We start from the raw sequence: 18,502 nt of genomic DNA on the forward strand, positions 1-18,502 counted from the left end.
CAATGCTGACGCCTGTATGGCCGTAAGAATAGCAGTAGGATTAATTATAGAAAATCACAGAAAGCTAAAGAGGTATCGGTAAATTGAGATCGTTAAATTGGGATAGCTATGTCATTAATCCGTGAAAAGTGGAACCGTCGTTATGCGAACAAATCAGATGAGATATCATCGGTACCCGCCGCAGTAACGATAGGCTGGCCTTTATTAAAACAGGGTTTAAAAATGAGCTCTGTTCTGGATCTTGCCTCGGGCGATGGCGGCACTGCATTGTTTTTAGCGAGTAAGGGGTTTGATGTTACAGCCGTGGATATCGCAGAAGAAGGGCTTAAGCGATTAACCGAGTCGGCACAGGCGCAACAGTTGAGCATACGGACACAGCAATTAGATCTTGATGATAGGGTCGCTTTAAGCGCGTTGGGTGCGTTTGACAATATCGTCATTAACCGTTTCCGGCCATCGTTGCCGTTATTCGCGTGTTTACCTGAGTTACTGCGCCCGCAAGGCAGATTAATGCTCAATAGCTTTAATCTTCAGCAACATAGAGAAAAAGGATTCTCGGAGCGTTTCTGTCTGACCCATCAGGAGTATCTGAACATCTCATCGTTATTATCGCTTGAATATTATCGCTCGGTAGCACGGGAAGGAGACTATATGGATGAATACTTGTTTTTGAAAAAGTAAGTAATGGATTACATTGAGATTTGGTGAGGGATGTTGCCGCTATTCAAAATGTACCTTGTCTCTGCATTGTCTTATGATGTATCTCTTTTATCAATAAGTGGCAATCATTCTTATGGCGGACGCTCATTTTATGACGAAAACTAAGCAGCTGACCGTTTATCATCAGGATTTGTTTCCGACCCGAGTCTGGACGGTTGACTTAGGCGCGTTGGAGTCATATCGGTCTGGCTGGATTGATATGATTACGCATATGCGTAGTAACCGCCCTGATCCTGCCGGACGCTCAAATCGCTTGGGTTGGAATAGTGAGCCGACGTTATTTGAAGATAAACAATTTGCACCCTTGGCAGACGCAGCTCGTGGTGTTGTTGATCTTATTTTCAATGAAATGGGTCCCCCCGATTTCCCCAATAAGCTTGAAGCATGGGCTAACGTCCATGATGCTGGTGGTTACAACACCTATCACAACCATTCAGGTGCGTTACTCAGTGCTTGCTACTATTTAAGTGTGCCGTCAGATAGCGGCGCTCTGGTTTTACGTGATCCGCGTCCGGGTGCGATGCTCTCTCCTTGGCAAGGGAGTTTACGCCCTAATTGTGGGAGCGAGATATCGATCACGCCACAGGTGGGGCAGTTAATCGTATTTCCCAATTGGCTAGAGCATGGAGCTGAAGCGCATGCCGGGTGTGAATCTCGCATTTCTATTCCAATAAATGTCGTTTTACAACTTTGAAGCTGTTCACTTACTAAATAGTCTATTTTTTCTCTTGTTGCTCCTATATTCAGCTACATAGTATATGCTTTTATTTTGTCGTTTATATAATGCTGCTATCTTCCGAGGTTTTTAATGCGCAATCTTCAATTAGTTGAATCCATGCTAGTTATTCCAGAACAATCGATCGCTAACTCTCAAATTATGCTTGGTATTAAACCCATTGTAAGTGCTGTCGCAGTGGCTATGCTCAGTATGGGCGCAGCGCAGGCGCAGGCATCACCTTATCCTATCTGTGGGTCAGTGAGTGACTCGCAAACAACTACTCATCAAGTGACGAGTAGTTGTACGGTTACTTCTGGTGGCGCGATTGATGTGATAGGTGATAATGCTGTCTTGGTATACAGCGGTAATGAAAACAGTACGAGCATTACCAACAGCGGTCAGATCACAGGTACAACAGGTATTTATGTTGAAGATACCAGCCCTGGCTATTCAACAACAGTTTATAACACTGGAACGATAGCGGGAACGAGTTATGCAGTAAATCGAGCGGTAGGTGAATCAGCACAAGATATCAGCATCTATAATTCTGAGGGTGGACAAATTATTGGCAATATCGTTGCTACTGATATTGTAAACTATGACTCTGGTACCGTAACCCTCAAGAGTAATGTTGATCTTAACGATATTAGAAATTCCGGTGGTTCCGCCTCCGCAAGATTAAGCCGAGACTTTTACGGAGAGTCGGGCAGTACGCTGCGTATCGCTATTGTCAGTACCAGTGGAGAGATGGATTACAGTTACCTACAGGCGGCTAATGCTTCCCTTGATGGTAATACGACTCTTGATGTCGATGTTAAGAGTAGTAGTGGATTATCTCTTGGCCAGGAGTTTTATGTTATCCGTGCACCAGGTATGACGGACCTTTTTGATCAGGTGACTGACAACAGCGCGATGTTTAATTTTGAACAGCGTCTCAATACAAGTACCGGTTTAGACGGTGGTATTTATATTGATTCGGTACGCGCTTTATCTGCTTTTCAGGCTTCGGGTAAAAATGCCGGATCAGCATTGGATTCAGGTGCTCCTGGTTTAGCTGGCGTGGTTACTGCATTAGGCCAGTTATCCACTACGCAGCAAGTATCTGATGGTGTTTCGCAAACTGAGCCTCTTAGTGGCGTGAGCCAAGCTACGGGTAATGCTTTACAGGGCAGTAATCGCGTTATTCAGGCGCGTCAGGAAGGTCAGAATGGCCGGTCGTCAGGTGATGATCTGATGACGGACAAGCACGCCTGGGTAAAACCCTTCGGTAGCTGGACGAATCAAGATGACCATAAGGGTGTATCAGGTTATGAGGCCAGCAGCTACGGCATAGTGGTAGGTGCTGATGCAGAAGTATCTGACGCTAGCCGTTTCGGGATTGCTTTTGCGTATGCCAATAGCAACGTGGATAGCAATTCAAGTGTGGCGCCCCAATCGGCCGACGTGAATAGCTACCAGCTGGTTGCTTATGGTAGCCACAGTCTCAATGAGAGTACGGATATTAATTTTCAAGCGGATATTGGTAGGCATGACAATGAGGGCTTACGTCAAATTGCTTTAATGAACACCACTGCAAAAAGTGATTATACCAGCTGGAGTGCGCATGTAGGGGCTGGGCTATCACGTACCTACACACTCACTGAACAAACCACGCTCACGCCTGCAGTGCGTGCAGACTACACGCGGATTCGCGCACAAAGCTACACTGAAACAGGTGCCGGGGCTCTGAACCTCGCTGTTAATAGTAATGATAGCGAGGAGTTGATTCTCGGTTTAAATGGCAAGCTGGTGCATGCTTTCTCAGACCAGTCTTCCTTTACCGCGAAGCTGGGTGTTGGATATGATGTGATGGATCAAGACACGAGCATCACTTCCGCCTTTGCCGGCGCACCTTCCGCTAGCTTTGTTACAGCAGGGTTGGAGTCTAGCCCATGGTTAGTGCGTGGTGGTGTTGGTTTTGTCAATAAAGTGAGCGACAGCGTCGAACTTTCCGCTAATTACGATGTTGAAGTGCGTCAGAATTTTGATAACCAAACGGCATCTGTGAACCTCCGCTGGCTGTTCTGATAGGTTGGAGTGATAAGAAAGTGAGTTGATAAAAAGGCCAAGTGTGAATAGCGCTTGGCCATTTTTTATGGATAAAAGCTGTTTATAAGTGCTCTCTGTTTTATAAGTGTTATTGATTTTAGAGGTGTTCTTCAGATATGACGCATAAGTATGTTGCCGCCTTACACCGGTCCAGCGTTTCAGGGTTCCGTTATGGGCTGCGTCAACCTGATCAGTTATTGCATTTAAGCTTCGCTAAGATAGAGCAAAATTTTCCTTGGCCAAAAATTGATATCTGGTTGGCTGAAAAGCTCAATGTAGAGATGGTTGATCCCTGTTCGCTGGATGGTTTAGTTCAAGCACAGCATCCGATGACCTTAAATGCCGTTGCGTGGTGTTGGCGAGTATTACTCACAGCCCGTGCGCTGTTATGTATTGGTGGCGTACCCGTGTTTGAGTCGGGTCGATTGCTTCGGTTATCCACGGATGCCAATGATTCTCACCTATGGCATGCAGAAGCGGCTGTTGCACAGGTGGATTATGTGGCGGAACAATGGTTTAGTCGTGCTTATGAAGCGGCAGCCATCATAGTTACGGGTCTTGCCGCTCATCTTGATGATTTTTCTGACCCGGAGCCACTTTACCGTCAACTTGAAACTCACTTGATCGGGCCCATGTGGGCGGACAACGCATCCTCGCATTCAAACTTGGCTCTACTGCGTGCTGCTGATGCAGCGCACATCCCCTGGCATCATCAAGGGGGTGGTGTTTATCAGCTTGGCTGGGGTAAGCGCCTTCGGCGTTTCCAGCATAGCCAGCTTGAGAGTGATTCGTTTATGGGTAAAAAAATTGCCGGACATAAATATGCCACTGCGCAGTGGCTGAGCCGTGCAGGGCTGCCAGCGCCCCATCATCTATTAGTGAATACGCAAGAGGCAGCCGTTCACGCGGCGCAAAGTCTGGCACAAAAGCTGGGCTGGCCCGTCGTCATTAAGCCCGCTAACAGTGTAGGCGGGCAGGGCATAACGCTTAATATATGCACCGAAGCCGGAGTACGTGCTGCATTTACGCATGCGTTACAGGTTTCCAGGCAGGTGCTGGTAGAGAAGCAGGTAAAAGGCTGCGTTCACCACGTGCAAGTAGCGAACGGCAAGGTTGTTTATGTACTGCGTCGACAACCTGTTGCCGTAAAAGGTGATGGTGAGCATACCATGGCGGAGTTGATAGCCGCTGAAAATAGTGCACGACAGCAAGCAATGTTGTGGCAACGCAAACCGACGTTACCGCAAGATGATTTAGCGATAAACTGTATTCAACGTGCTGGTTTTGCGCCTAACCATATTCCGCCCGCCGGCATATGGGTGCCCCTACGCAGCATGCCGACGAATATCGATGGTGGTCGTGATGATGATGTGACGAGTGTGATCCATCCCGATAATGAGGCGCTTGCCTTGCGTGCTGCAAAAATATTGGGGCTTGGATTGGCGGGTGTCGATATTATTTCATCTGATATCAGCAAGCCCTGGCATGTCAATGGTGCCATTATTAATGAAGTAAATAATGCCCCAATGATCGGTGTCGGAACAAGCTCGATAGGCGCAATACCTGAAATACTAATGGAACTAGTTGACGGTAATGGACGCATCTCTGTTGAAGTTTTTGTAGGCGATAGAGAGGCCTTTGAGCAAGGACGTAAGCGGCAGCAGGTGTTGATCGGTCAAGGGGTTGCCTGCTTTTTGACTAACCATGCGATCACTGAAGACCCGAAAGGCATTCTTTGGCCGGTCATTGGGCAAGGTGTTCATTCTCGAATACGCGCTCTGCTGATGGACAAACAAGTTGAAGCGATTGTACTCATATTGCAAACCGATGAGTGTTTGGCAGCAGGGCTACCTGTTGACCGACTATCACGGCTGGAGATTGTAAACGCAGTGCTGGTTAGTCATAACGCCATGCCCATAAAGCCGGATAGCGCGTCACAATTACTCGCACTACTGAAGCAGCACATGTCACAGTACCATTCAGATTCTCTTTCTGCGTATAAGCAACCGATAAACAGGAGCCCGCATGTCACAATCTGAGCACAGGGTGGTTTTGGCACCCAATGGTGGGTTTCAAGGCTATGCACATGGGTTGCACCAGACTGTCCAGATTCTGAGCTTGTCTTTGCCTGCGTTACCGTCAGCACTTCCGTGGATGAGGATAGATGCATGGTTGGAAGGGTGGCTGGATGATCCGTTAGATCAGTATCCGGAGGATCAAAAATGGCTGGAATCAGGCCAGCAAAACAGTAACGCAGCACGTTTAGCATGGCGCATTGCTGTAGCTGCAGCAATGCTATTCCGGGTCTGTGGAATCCCATTTTTTGAACCGGGTCGTGTGCTCGCTGTCTCTTCTGCTTCTACCACTATCAATAGCCCAATCAAAAGTGCTGCGTGGCAGTGTGAACTAGCGATACCGAGAATCGACGGCATATCGCCCCAGATTATCCTAATGACGTATGAGACCTGTACAGCATGGTTTATCCATGTTGCTACTGCGCCACACAGCGAAGATTTGCTTAGCCGCTTCTATCAACAGTTGGAAACTAAGACGTTGCCTCACTTGCTGGCGTCTACTCTACTATCGTCATCGGCGATGGTTTTATTAGGTGCCGCCCATGAAAAAAATATTCCATGGTCTTATGAAGGGCAAGGCATATGTCAGCTTGGCTGGGGTGAAAAGTCATTACGCTTTCTTAATTCCAGTATAGCGTCCGATTCAGTAATAGGCACTGAAGCGGCAGGCCATAAGTACATTGCGGCGCAATGGTTACATCAGGCCGGCTTGCCTGCATCTGAGCATTATTTAAGTAACAGTGAAGAACTCGCTATTGAGGCTTCGCATCAATTAGGGTGGCCTGTTGTTATTAAACCTGCTGATTGTGAGCGTGGAGAAGGCGTCAGTGTTGATGTTGATAGTGACGCAAAGGTGCGTGATGCTTTTGAAAATGCACGGCTCTTATCTGTTCAGGTATTAGTTGAACGCCAAGTACCAGGGAATTGTCATCGTGTGCTGGTGGTTCGCGGTGAGGTTATGTATGTGGTTAAGCGATTACCCATCGCGGTAGAGGGTGATGGGTACCATACAGTTGCAGAGCTGATAGCGACTAAAATGGATAACTGGAGAAAACAACCTCCATGGCGCAGACCTCCTCCGCTGATAGTAGATGAATTAGCTAAGCAGTGTCTTTACAGCGTTGGACTTACCTTTGATTCAATTCCTCAAAAAGGAGAATGGGCACCGCTGCGGCGTATTGAAAGTACGGCTGATGGTGGCCGTGATGAAGATATGATCGCCGTATTACACCCCGATAATAAGGCGTTGGCTATCCGTGCGGCTGCATTGTTTGATATGGACGTTGCCGGTGTGGATATCATCTCTACTGATATTAGCGTGCCTTGGCACATGAATGGCGCGATCATCAACGAGATTAATGCCGCGCCTGCCATGGGTGCGGGTCCAAGCGCTAAGGCGGCGATGCCTGCTGTGATGGAGTGCTTAATAGACGGTGATGGTCGCATCAAAATTGAAGCCTTTATCGGTGGCGATTCCGCCTTTAAACGGGCGCTGCAGCGTCAGCAAATACTGGTGACTGAAGGTGTTACCTGTTATTTGATCAGTCATCGGTTGACTCTGGACGAAGCAGGCAATAATCAACCAATGGCGTGCGAGGGTTTGTTTTTGCGTTGCAGGGCGTTGCTGATGGATAAATCAGTTGGCGCTATCATGCTTGTCATACAGAACGATGAGTTGATTCAAACGGGCTTACCTGTCGACGTACTGGACCGGGTTGAAAAATTCGATGATGACTTATGTGGGAACGTTAAGCAGATGTTAGATTGGCTCAATGACTATGTGGCCGTGTAGGTTGCCGATTATATTGAATCGCTATGTGAACAGCCATGCTGAAACCTCGTAAGGAATTTATCTACTTGAATATAAACATTTTTCAGTTACCCCGCCGGGTTTGTTGTGCTGCGTTCCTGGCAGTGCTTGCGATGCTGCATGGCTGTGTAAGCATTCCATCGGTTCAGGACAGAACCAAAAATGCACAACAACTTGCCGCTCAGCAGGGGTGGGAAGCGCATATTATAAAAACACCTTCTTTTAATCTGATGAGTTATCAGCCGCCGATGCATCAGATTGAGCAGCTGACTATTTATATTGAGGGTGACGGGCTGGCATGGATAACGAGTAGGCAAGTATCTTCCAATCCTACACCTAGTAATCCGCTGGCGTTAAAGCTCGCACTAAGCGACTCGACCAGCACATCGGTTTACCTCGCCAGACCTTGCCAGTTTGTGACTGATAAATACCGGCACGGTTGCGAAAATAAATATTGGACAAACGCTCGTTTTTCACCCGAGGTTATCAGTGCAATGAATCAGGCCGTTAGCCAGTTGAAAGAAAAATTTCAAGCGAGCCGTCTGGTTCTGGTCGGGTACTCAGGCGGCGGTGCAGTAGCCGCATTGTTGGCCTCCATGCGTGATGATGTGGTTAAATTAATTACCATTGCAGGTAATCTCGATCATCAGGAATGGACTGATTTTCATCATATCAGCCCCCTAAAGGGATCTCTTAATGCGGCTGATTATCGCCAACAACTATCGGCTATCGAGCAAATTCATTTTGTCGGCGAAAAAGATAAAGTGATACCGCCATTTTTAGCTCAGCGCTTTATCGGTGGATTGTCAGTCAGCGCGAAGGCAAAAGTAGTGGTGGTTCCAGAGCAAACTCATGGCTGCTGTTGGGATAGTCTTTGGCCTGATGTGCTGCTTGGTTTGCAAAAATAGTTCAGGATTCGACTTTTGATTTTTATTGGCTATTTATTTTAGCTATTTGTTTTAGATATGTGCTTTAGCTATTTGTTTTGTGGATGGAATGATTATCAATAAATCCCGATGTATTAGTCGGCGTGTGTGCATCTGATCTGCTATTATGGGTGCCATTTTGGTCATCTTTACTAAAAAACCGACCTCGTACAGGATTGCACATTGAGCTTACTTGACTTTTCGACCCTTAAATTAAAACCCGCGTTGCTTCAAAATCTGGAATCTATTGGCTATACGGCGATGACGCCGATCCAACAGCAGAGTTTGCCGCATATTTTGGCAGGCAAGGATGTTATTGCACAGGGGAAAACCGGTTCAGGGAAAACAGCCGCCTTCGTTTTAGGGATGCTGGAGAAGCTTGATGTTAAACGCTTTAGGATTCAGGCGCTGGTGCTTTGTCCAACACGTGAACTGGCCGATCAGGTGGCTCAGGAAGTGCGTACGTTGGCGCGTACTATTCACAACATCAAAGTACTGACCTTGTGTGGTGGTACACCGTTAGGCCCACAGATTGGCTCGCTGGAGCATGGCGCACATATTATCGTCGGCACACCGGGGCGTATTGAAGATCATATTTTAAGAAACACACTGAAATTAGAAAACGTCGAAACGTTAGTGCTTGATGAAGCTGACCGTATGCTGGAAATGGGCTTTCAGGATGTGCTGGACGCTATCATTGAAAAAATTCCTGCGCAGCGTCAAACCTTGTTATTCAGTGCGACGTTTCCGCCTAAGATTGAGTCTGTTGCTAAACGTATCATGATCGACCCTGTGATGGTGCAGGTTGAGTCGACTCATGACGATGATAGTATTCAGCAGCACTTGTATAAGATCAATGATGAGTCAGAGCGCCTGACCGCTTTGCGGTTACTGCTGTTGAAAAACCGTCCTGAATCGACAGTTGTCTTTTGTAACACCAAGATTGAAACGCAGGACGTAGCCAACGAGCTGCGCAATTACGGTTTCAGTGCGGTGGCATTGCATGGCGATCTCGAACAACGGGATCGTGATCAGACATTGATACGCTTCTCCAATAAGAGTGTGTCTATTCTTGTTGCCACCGATGTAGCGTCTCGCGGGTTAGATATAGACGCGCTGGATGCCGTTATTAATTATCAGATTGCGCGTGATATTGAAGTCTATGTTCACCGTATCGGGCGTACCGGACGTGCCGGCCGCAAAGGGTTAGCCTGTACCTTGTTCAGTGATAAAGAAACGCACAAGGTTGCCAGATTAGAAGAATACATAGGGCAGCGAATCAGCATCGAGTCTCTGCCGTCAGACAGCGCTCTGGATAATCCTATATTCACGCCGGTTATGTCTACAATACAAATTGACGGCGGTAAAAAGCAGAAAATCAGAGCGGGTGATATTCTGGGAGCACTAACCGGTGACAATGGTATTGAAGGCACGCAGGTCGGTAAAATTCAGGTGTTGGATAATAAATCCTATGTCGCTGTGCATCAGGATGTTGCTAGAATCGCCCTCAAAAAAATCACAGAAGGTAAGTTAAAAGGGCGAACCTATCGCGCCCGCCGCCTGTAGTCGCTTTTCTTTTCCAAATACAAACAGATAACCGGGGCGGTCACTTGTCTCTCTCGGTTTTAGATTCATAAAAAGGCTTTCATCCATAGGATGGAAGCCTTTTTTCTTTGAAGTAGAAACTTTGTAAAACCCGTTAACTTATTTTGTATCTAGAAACCTCCTGCTTTCGTTTCTATATTAAAGAGTCTTTCTTATCTAAACGAGAAGGAATGACTATGACTAAACACCCATGTGTATGATTAGTATTGAGTTTACGTAATCGAAAGAATACGATTAATTTGTATAATAATTTTTGTTTTTACTGGGATTTTATCTAGTAGTTCTCTTTTCGACGACTAGTTTAAATAGGTTATTTTTCTAATTTATTGGTTCATATTGGGGATCCTATGAAACGCTATCCATCCATCATGGCGCTGCGTGCTTTTGACGCTGTTTGGCGTCTTGGTAGTGTCTCGTCAGCGGCTGAAGAGCTCAACCTTACCCGAAGTGCTGTGAGTCACCAGCTTAAGATGTTAGAGGAGGCCGTTGGGTTTCAGTTAACTCAACGCGAGGGGAGAGGTATTGAGTTAACCCAACATGGGCAGCTCTATGCATCAGAAGCTAAGCGGGCATTGAATATTCTTCAGGAAGCCGCGCGTGTTAATAGTGGGCATAAGGTTACGGGTAGGCTGAACATTAGTTGTGCCCCAGGTCTGGCTAACTACTGGCTTTGTCACCACTTATCAAAATTTATGCGTAAATTTCCTAAGCTCACGTTGTATATATCTTCTCCTGAAGAACCTGCTGATACCAGCAATGACAATATTGATTTGTTTATTGCGTATGGCAACGGAAACTGGCCGGATCAATATGTGAAACAATTAATTACTATCAGATTGTTTCCAGTATGTAGTCCGTTATTTTTTCATAGTAAAGGAGGGCTTGGTTATCCCTCAAATTTAGTGAATATGCCCTTGCTCCACTTGGTAAATTATACAGACTGGAGGGTATGGCTTGCGGCCAATGGGGTGAGCAATATTCAATTAGAAGGAGGAATCGTTTTCTCCGATGCTAATTTCGTACAGTCTGCAGCAATATCCGGGCAGGGTATTGCTATGGGGGACAATATGGTAAGTGGAGACGCTCTTGCTAAAGGGCTCTTAATTAGACCTTTTGATATTAGTATTGAGTCTCCCCGCGCATACTATTTAGTATCATCGCCTGAGAAGGTTGAGAGACCAGAAGTTCAAGCATTTATGGAGTGGCTTGAAAGTTTGGTATCAGATGCGCAAGCACGTCATGACCGTTTAGATCGCTAATGCTTGATTTACTATCACTTCCCCATCTTGTTTATCACCCTTACTTATGCTCTTCTTTAGGGCGTTGAGCTAAAGTAGGGCGCTCTGTAACTTCTACTTAGTACGTTTACCGCTTATTTTTAGAAAGAAATGCTATTTGAGTAAGCGGGTATAGCATCAAATAGAAAAAGGTCTATTTGGCCCATATATTGCTTCCATAAAAATATAACGAATTCTTTTTGCAAACTAACATTCTTCGCTTTTGGTTTTATGCCTCTTCTCCATTCTCGCCTTAATTGTCAAAAAAAATCGAACAATCATGCCTATTTTATTCGATTGATATCAAATTTTATTTGATCAAGAATGAAATCTAGATTTTAAAACAACTTTTTGAGCTTGAGGCCTTCTCGTTGTTAACGAATGATCAGATTTATTAAAGGCATTCTATGAGTAATCAAACAGGAAATGATTTTGTTCGAGATGTATATCCGAATCTGCCAGAGGTAGAGCGTGTACGCGTTGACCTAGCGGCGGCTTACCATCTTATTGAGTATTTCTCGATGAGTGACAGCATCTATACACATATCTCAGCACGTGTACCGGGTGATAAAGAACACTTCCTGATTAATCCTTACGGAACAAGGTTTGGTGAAATTAAAGCTAGCGAGCTAGTCACCATGGACTTGGACGGAACGATTATTGATGACCCTTGTGATATGGGAGCTAACCCAGCAGGTTTCACTATTCATTCGGCTATCCATGGTGCTCGCCCTGATTTGAAATGTGCCTTACATACGCACACCGTTTCGGGTGTAGCGGTATCCTCAACACAAACAGGAATATTGCCTATCAATCAATGGGCATTGCAGTTTTATCATGGCGTTTCTCGCCATACGTATGAAGGAATAGCCCTTAACCTTGAGGAGCGAGAACGCCTCGTAAATGATTTAGGCCGTACTAATAAAATACTCATCTTAGACAACCATGGGTTAATGACGATGGGAAGTAGTGTCGGCGAAGCATTCACGCTGATGTACAACCTAGAGCGTGTTTGTAAAGTACAGCTGGCTGTACTGGCGAGTGCTCAACCCATCAATAGTATTGATTCTTCAGTGTGTGAATCGACATATGAGCAATACAAACATTTCGCTGAGATCAGTCAGCGCCATGGTTTTCACGCCGAATGGCTCGCTTACCTTAGGCTCTTAGAGAGAGTCTCACCAACGTACAAAGAATAATTGCTCACTCAGTAGCAAAAATCAGAAAAGAGTCTTTATTCGAACTAAGGAGAGAAAAATGAAGAAAATAGTTATGGGAGTTGTTATCGCCTGCTTGCCTTTCGCTTCAAGTGTTTATTCGAAGCCTAGCGATGGTGGAACTATTAATGTTGTCGTGCAACCAGAGCCGCCAAGCTTGATGATCGGTATGTATTCCAACGGAACAACACAGCAAGTTGGAGGTAATATTTTTGAAGGGCTGTTGCGATATGACAAAGACCTTAACCCTCATTCATTGCTTGCAACGTCGTGGGAAAACTCCAATGACGGCAAAACCTGGACATTTCATCTAAAGCCAGATGTGCTTTGGCATGATGGTCAGGCTTTTACTTCTGCTGATGTTGTCTTCTCTGTTGATAAACTTCTTAGGCAGACTAACGCTCGCTTGAGAACGTCGTTGGCGTTTGTGGATAGTATTACTGCTACGGATGATTACACCGTAGTGTTTCAGCTGAAAGAGCCATACGGTCCATTCATTCGTTTGTTTGAGGTCGGCACCATGCCTATGATGCCCAAACATATCTACGCGGGTACAGATTATAAAACTAACCCCGCAAACCATCATCCAATAGGTACAGGACCATTTAAGTTCGATGAGTGGCAGAAAGGTTCATTCATTCATTTGACGAAAAACGAAAATTATCACGTTAAAGGTCTACCTCATATTGATGATATCTACTGGCACGTTATTCCCGATGCCGCTTCTCGTGCGGTAGCTTATGAGACCGGTAAAATTGATGTATTACCAGGCGGCTCCGTTGAGAATTTTGATGTTGCGCGTCTAAGTGAGCTCGACAACACCTGTGTAACGACGGATGGTTGGGAATTTTTCGCTCCTCAGGCATGGTTGTGGCTAAATAATCGTCAGGGCCCTACGGCGGATAAACGTTTCCGTCAGGCCGTTATGTACGCAATGGATCGCGAATTTGCTAAATCAGTGCTGTGGAATGGTTATGGGGAAATTGCTAAGGGGCCCATAGGTTCAAAAACAAAATTCTTTGATGACTCCCTGCCTGACTATGAATACAACCCGGAAAAAGCCAAAGCACTTCTAAAAGAGATGGGGTATGACGGCACGCCTGTACGTTTGATGCCCATGCCATATGGTGAGACTTGGCAGCGTTGGGCCGAAGTTATCAAACAAAACCTGAAAGAAGTGGGCATCAAAACAACGATTGTTTCCACTGATGTCGCTGGATGGAACCAGAAAATATCGGACTGGGATTACGATATTTCGTTTACCTATCTTTATCAATATGGAGACCCGGCACTAGGGGTCGCTCGATCATACATTTCTAGTAATATTGCTAAAGGCTCTCCGTGGAATAATGCGGAAGGTTATAACGATCCGCAGATCGATAAATGGTTTGATGAAGCGGCTGTTGCATTCCCAGACTCAAAGCGAGCTGAGTTATACAAAAAAATTCAGCACAAGCTTGTTGAAGATGTGCCCGTAGCTTGGTTGATGGAGCTTGAATTCCCCACTATATACAACTGTAAAATCGAAAATCTTATCGACTCAGGTATTGGTATAAACGATGCCTTCGGGACTGCTTGGATTAAACAATAGTCGCCTAGGGACGGCTCCAGGGCTGTCCCTTTATTTTTAAACGGTGCGGATAATGAGTATTAAAATCTTACTTTATATTGCTGGCAGGGCAGTCAAAGGGCTGCTGGTGCTACTCGTCATTGCAGTGTTTAATTTTTTCCTGATTAGGGCTGCACCAGGAGATCCTGCACAAGTTATGGCAGGTGAAGCGGGTGCCACAGATGAGGTTTTTCTTCAGCAACTTAGGGAACAATTTGGTCTTGATCAACCCCTCTATTATCAACTGTGGGTCTACATTAATAACATGTTGCATTTCGATATGGGGATTACCTATCGTCAGCAGATGCCAGTCTTCGATCTGATTATGGATCGTATGCCAGCCACTTTATTGCTCACTGGAGCGGCCTTTGTCTTGTCTTTGTTATTGGGTGTTTTAGCGGGGGTAGTGGCGGCAGCAAAGCATAGGAAATGGCCTGATTCAGCGATAACTGTTGCAGCGTTGGTGTTTTACGCCACACCTCTCTTCTGGTTAGCAATGATGGCTTCACTCTTGTTCTCTGTGTACCTGGATTGGTTGCCAAGCTTTGGCATGCAAACCGTAGGAGAAGATTTTGCTGGCTGGGATAAAGTGCGGGACATCGGAATACACTTAGTGCTACCTGCAGCGACGTTAGGGCTGTTCTTTACTGCGGTATATGCCCGCATGACGCGAACATCTATGATCGAAACCAGTAGACTCGATTTCGTTAAAACGGCAAAAGCGAAAGGTATGAAACCCTCTCGTGTCCTTTATCGTCATGTTCTTCGTAATGCATTATTACCCGTTGTCACTCTTGCTGGTCTTCAGGCAGGTCAGCTAATAGGCGGTGCAGTTTTAACAGAAACGGTATTTGCCTGGCCTGGCATTGGGCGACTGATGTTTGATGCTTTATTCCAGCGAGACTACAACCTGCTACTGGGCGTGTTTTTCATATCATCAGCAATGGTCGTTCTTTTCAACCTGATCACCGACGTTATTTATTGTGTGGTTGATCCCCGAATCGAGTTATAAAAATGAATATTATCAAAACTTTAAGTCAAAATAAGGTGGCGATGGTTGGGTTTGCTGTTCTCGTAATGCTAATACTCGTAGCTGTTCTAGGCCCCTATGTTTACGAAGGAACGCCTTGGAAAATGGTACAGAGACCCTTTATTCCGCCGTTCGAAAACAGCAGCTACTTATTAGGCACTGATATCCTGGGTCGCGATGTACTCGCTGGTCTGATTTACGGTACCCGGATTTCGCTTCTTGTTAGTTTTGTGTCTACCGTTATAGCCTTATTAATTGGCATTCCTTTAGGCGCCTATGCGGGGTATTTCGGTGGATGGGTCGATGAAGTATTAATGCGCTTTACTGAAATATTCCAAACGGTTCCAAGTTTTGCATTGGCGATAGTGCTGGTCGCTATCTTTGAACCTTCTGTTTATTCAATCACTGGCGCGATAGCGCTGGTCAGTTGGCCTCCCGTAGCGCGTCTGGTTCGAGGTGAGTTTCTGCGGTTGCGCAATCAAGAATACGTTCTGGCAGCAAAACTGAATGGGCAAAGTAACCGAAATATTATCCTTAAAGAAATCTTACCCAATAGCCTATCTCCCATTATTGTGCTTGCGTCTTTAATGGTAGCGACTGCGATATTGCTGGAATCTTCGCTTGCATTTTTAGGACTAGGGGATCCCGAAATCATGTCGTGGGGCTATATGATTGGCTCTTCCAGAACCGTTATACGCCAGGCATGGTGGCTAAGTTTCATTCCGGGTGTTGCCATCGCCGTGACGGTACTCGCCCTAAATCTCCTTGGTGAAGGGCTCAACGACGCCTTAAACCCTAAATTATCTGGTAAACGGGAGAGTTGATATGACGCCTTTATTGAAAGTAGAGAACTTAAGTATTCGTCTTCCTGAAGGCGCTGATCGTGAGTTCGCTATCAGTAACGTGAACTATGATCTTCTGCCTGGTGAGATTCTCTGTGTTGTAGGCGAGTCAGGCTCAGGTAAGTCTATGACAGCGAATGCCATCATGGGGTTGCTTCCAGCTACCATTGAGGTTAATCGGGGAACCATAATATTTGATGGTTATGATCTCGTTTCCCTGGAAGAGCGACGCGCCAGAGCGCTGCGTGGAAATCGTATAAGCATGATCTTCCAAGAACCAATGACGGCGCTTAATCCTTTGATGCGGATTGCAGATCAGATAAGTGAAGTCTTTTTGATCCACACCGACATGACGTCAAAAGAACGTGAGACAAGGACGTTGGCATTGTTAGAAGATGTTGGACTACCGGATCCTGAAAAGATGATGCGGGCCTACCCACATCAGCTTTCAGGAGGGCAGCGCCAGCGAGTTATGATTGCCATGGCGCTGGCATTAGAACCTTCAGTACTTATTGCGGATGAGCCTACCACTGCATTAGATGTCACCACACAGGCACAAATCCTTAAATTGATTAAGGATCTTCAAAAGAAACATAACACTGCCGTTATGTTTATTACCCATGATTTTGGTGTGGTCGCAGAGATTGCAGACCGCGTTGTGGTTATGGAAAAGGGAATAATGGTAGAAATCGGCAGCCGCGATGAAGTGCTAAATAATCCCCAGCATTCCTATACTCAAAAGCTAATAGCGGCGGTCCCCCCACTCACTGCACCGGAGCGAATCAGCCATAAACAATCTGATCGAACGCCTGTGTTGTCCGTCAATAATTTGTATAAAACTTTCAGTACTGGTGGTAGTTGGTTCCGAAAAGGTCGAGTCGTTAAAGCTGTTGATAATGTCAGTTTTGATCTGTATAGAGGTGAAACGCTTGGGCTTGTTGGAGAGTCAGGTTCAGGAAAATCGACGGTAAGTCGCTGTGTGGTGCGTTTATTGGATTCAGATAGTGGTGAAATAGTATTGGGAGGAAGCCCTATTCAGTTGTTGAAAGGCCGCGATCTCGCTCCCTTCAGAAAGCGCATTCAGATGGTTTTTCAAGACCCTTACGGGTCGCTTAATCCCAGAAAAACAATTGGCCAGATAATTGCCGATGGACCCATAGCCCAGGGCATGTCTCCCAAAGATGCTATGGCTAAGGCCGTTGAGTTGCTGGAACTAGTTGAGCTTCCTGCGGCTGCTTTAGATCGATATCCTCACGAGTTTTCCGGCGGGCAGAGGCAGCGAGTGGGTATTGCCCGTGCTCTCGCGCATGATCCGGAAGTGTTGGTAGCTGATGAGGCAATCTCTGCTTTAGATGTTTCGGTACAAGCTCAAATATTAGATTTGATCGAGACGCTTAAAAAGCGATTAAACCTGGCGGTTCTTTTTGTGGTGCATGATTTACGCGTGGCTGCGCAAGTCTGTGACCGCGTAATTGTTATGCAGCGAGGAAAAATTGTTGAATCTGGTAACACTCGCCAAGTATTTGTTTCTCCGAACCACGCTTATACCAAGAGCCTGATTGCTTCTATTCCGGGTGCTCATTGGCGGTCAGGGAAGGACGCTAAGCCTCCGATACCACAGGAGGTTGTTGCGTAATGCTATATGGAATAGTACATAGCAGCCAGCTGGATATGAATGTCTATCTGAAGTGCTTTGAAGACTATGCAGATGAAGTAACGGTCGTTACAGAGGATATGCCGCATGATCCTTCAAAAATAACTTTCGCGCTGTTATGGCACCCTAATATAGATTTCTTTGAACGTTATCCAAATGTGCGTCTTGTCGCCTCAATAGCTGCTGGCGTGGATAATATTTTTGCGTGCCAAAGTATCGATGCCCGGGTTCAAGTCTGTCGTAATCGCGATCCAGAGCAAGCTTCTATAATGAGTACTTTTGCTCTTTGGCACATCATTAATCATCAACGCAATTTTCCGCTCTATCTGCAGCAACAACGAGAAAGTCGATGGCAAAGTCTGCCCATGAGAGCGCCCAGTGAAGTCAATATTGGAGTGCTGGGCTTGGGTTTTTTAGGGGAGCATATTGCTAATGATTGCCAGAGGTTAGGATTTTCCGTTGCCGGTTGGCGTAAGCATAAAAAAGACATCAAAAACCCTAATGTGCCGGTTTATCACGGCGCAAATCAACTTTCAGCTTTTTTATGTCGTACGGAAGTATTGATATGCGTTCTTCCCCTCACCGAAGAAACCCGAGGGATTTTAAATAGGGCTTTATTTGAACAATTAAAACCTAACGCCTATTTAATTCATATTGGTCGGGGTGGGCAGCTAGATGCGAAGGATTTACTTGAAGCGTTAGATGAAGGATTTCTTTGCGGTGCTTCTGTTGATGTTTTTGAAGAGGAGCCGCTTCCGCAAACTAGTCCTTTCTGGAAACATCCTAATATTATAGTTACGCCTCATGATGCAAGTGATGTACGCCCCGTCGCCGCTGTTTTCAACCTCATCGAAGAGGTGCGTCGATTTTCGGCGGGGATACCTTTGATGAATAGTATTCAATCTAACATTGGTTATTAAGTAGAGATTTA

14 protein-coding genes are annotated in these 18,502 nt (G+C 45.8%); all 14 read left to right on the forward strand.

Features of this window, described 5'->3' with window-relative positions:
- Positions 1–108: 108 nt before the first annotated feature.
- The 14 genes from Nant_RS12500 to Nant_RS12565 all read left to right on the forward strand — a co-directional run bounded on the left by Nant_RS12500 (position 109) and on the right by Nant_RS12565 (position 18,491).
- Positions 109–681 carry a class I SAM-dependent methyltransferase gene (locus Nant_RS12500; RefSeq protein ID WP_054341998.1) on the forward strand — a complete coding sequence of 191 codons (573 nt, stop codon included), beginning with the start codon at positions 109–111 and terminating at the stop codon, positions 679–681.
- 130 nt (positions 682–811) lie between these two features.
- Positions 812–1,414 (forward strand): TIGR02466 family protein, encoded by a 603-nt coding sequence (locus Nant_RS12505; protein ID WP_162224946.1) that lies wholly within the window; start codon positions 812–814, stop codon positions 1,412–1,414.
- A gap of 114 nt (positions 1,415–1,528) precedes the next feature.
- Positions 1,529–3,505: an autotransporter family protein gene (locus Nant_RS12510; RefSeq protein WP_054342000.1), complete on the forward strand. Its 1,977-nt coding sequence runs from the start codon at positions 1,529–1,531 to the stop codon at positions 3,503–3,505.
- Positions 3,506–3,642: 137 nt separating this feature from the next.
- Complete coding sequence (locus Nant_RS12515) at positions 3,643–5,565, forward strand: ATP-binding protein (protein WP_054342001.1); 1,923 nt, start codon at positions 3,643–3,645, stop codon at positions 5,563–5,565.
- Positions 5,552–7,393, forward strand: a complete 1,842-nt coding sequence (locus Nant_RS12520) for an ATP-binding protein (RefSeq protein WP_054342002.1) — start codon at positions 5,552–5,554, stop codon at positions 7,391–7,393. Before Nant_RS12515 ends, Nant_RS12520 begins: the two co-directional genes overlap by 14 nt.
- 65 nt (positions 7,394–7,458) lie before the next feature.
- The gene (locus Nant_RS12525; RefSeq protein WP_202905006.1) at positions 7,459–8,319 is read left to right on the forward strand and encodes an alpha/beta hydrolase family protein; all 861 of its coding nucleotides are present in this window, start codon (positions 7,459–7,461) and stop codon (positions 8,317–8,319) included.
- A 201-nt stretch (positions 8,320–8,520) separates the two neighbouring features.
- Positions 8,521–9,903, forward strand: coding sequence for an ATP-dependent RNA helicase DbpA (gene dbpA / locus Nant_RS12530; protein ID WP_054342003.1), 1,383 nt, complete (start codon positions 8,521–8,523; stop codon positions 9,901–9,903).
- A 386-nt stretch (positions 9,904–10,289) separates the two neighbouring features.
- Positions 10,290–11,201, forward strand: coding sequence for a LysR substrate-binding domain-containing protein (locus Nant_RS12535; RefSeq protein WP_054342004.1), 912 nt, complete (start codon positions 10,290–10,292; stop codon positions 11,199–11,201).
- Positions 11,202–11,626: 425 nt separating this feature from the next.
- Complete coding sequence (locus Nant_RS12540) at positions 11,627–12,418, forward strand: class II aldolase/adducin family protein (protein WP_054342005.1); 792 nt, start codon at positions 11,627–11,629, stop codon at positions 12,416–12,418.
- A gap of 58 nt (positions 12,419–12,476) precedes the next feature.
- On the forward strand, positions 12,477–14,027 hold the full coding sequence (locus Nant_RS12545) for an ABC transporter substrate-binding protein (RefSeq protein ID WP_054342006.1): 1,551 nt from the start codon (positions 12,477–12,479) through the stop codon (positions 14,025–14,027).
- Positions 14,028–14,079: 52 nt separating this feature from the next.
- Positions 14,080–15,057: an ABC transporter permease gene (locus tag Nant_RS12550; RefSeq protein ID WP_179078950.1), complete on the forward strand. Its 978-nt coding sequence runs from the start codon at positions 14,080–14,082 to the stop codon at positions 15,055–15,057.
- Positions 15,058–15,059: 2 nt separating this feature from the next.
- Positions 15,060–15,899, forward strand: coding sequence for an ABC transporter permease (locus Nant_RS12555; RefSeq protein ID WP_054342007.1), 840 nt, complete (start codon positions 15,060–15,062; stop codon positions 15,897–15,899).
- A gap of 1 nt (position 15,900) precedes the next feature.
- Positions 15,901–17,553: an ABC transporter ATP-binding protein gene (locus tag Nant_RS12560; protein WP_054342008.1), complete on the forward strand. Its 1,653-nt coding sequence runs from the start codon at positions 15,901–15,903 to the stop codon at positions 17,551–17,553.
- Positions 17,553–18,491, forward strand: a complete 939-nt coding sequence (locus tag Nant_RS12565; RefSeq protein ID WP_054342009.1) for a 2-hydroxyacid dehydrogenase — start codon at positions 17,553–17,555, stop codon at positions 18,489–18,491. Before Nant_RS12560 ends, Nant_RS12565 begins: the two co-directional genes overlap by 1 nt.
- The last annotated feature ends 11 nt before the right edge of the window (positions 18,492–18,502 follow it).

This window comes from Neptunomonas antarctica (assembly GCF_001305295.1).
In the GTDB taxonomy this organism is placed as follows: Bacteria; Pseudomonadota; Gammaproteobacteria; order Pseudomonadales; family Balneatricaceae; genus Neptunomonas; species Neptunomonas antarctica.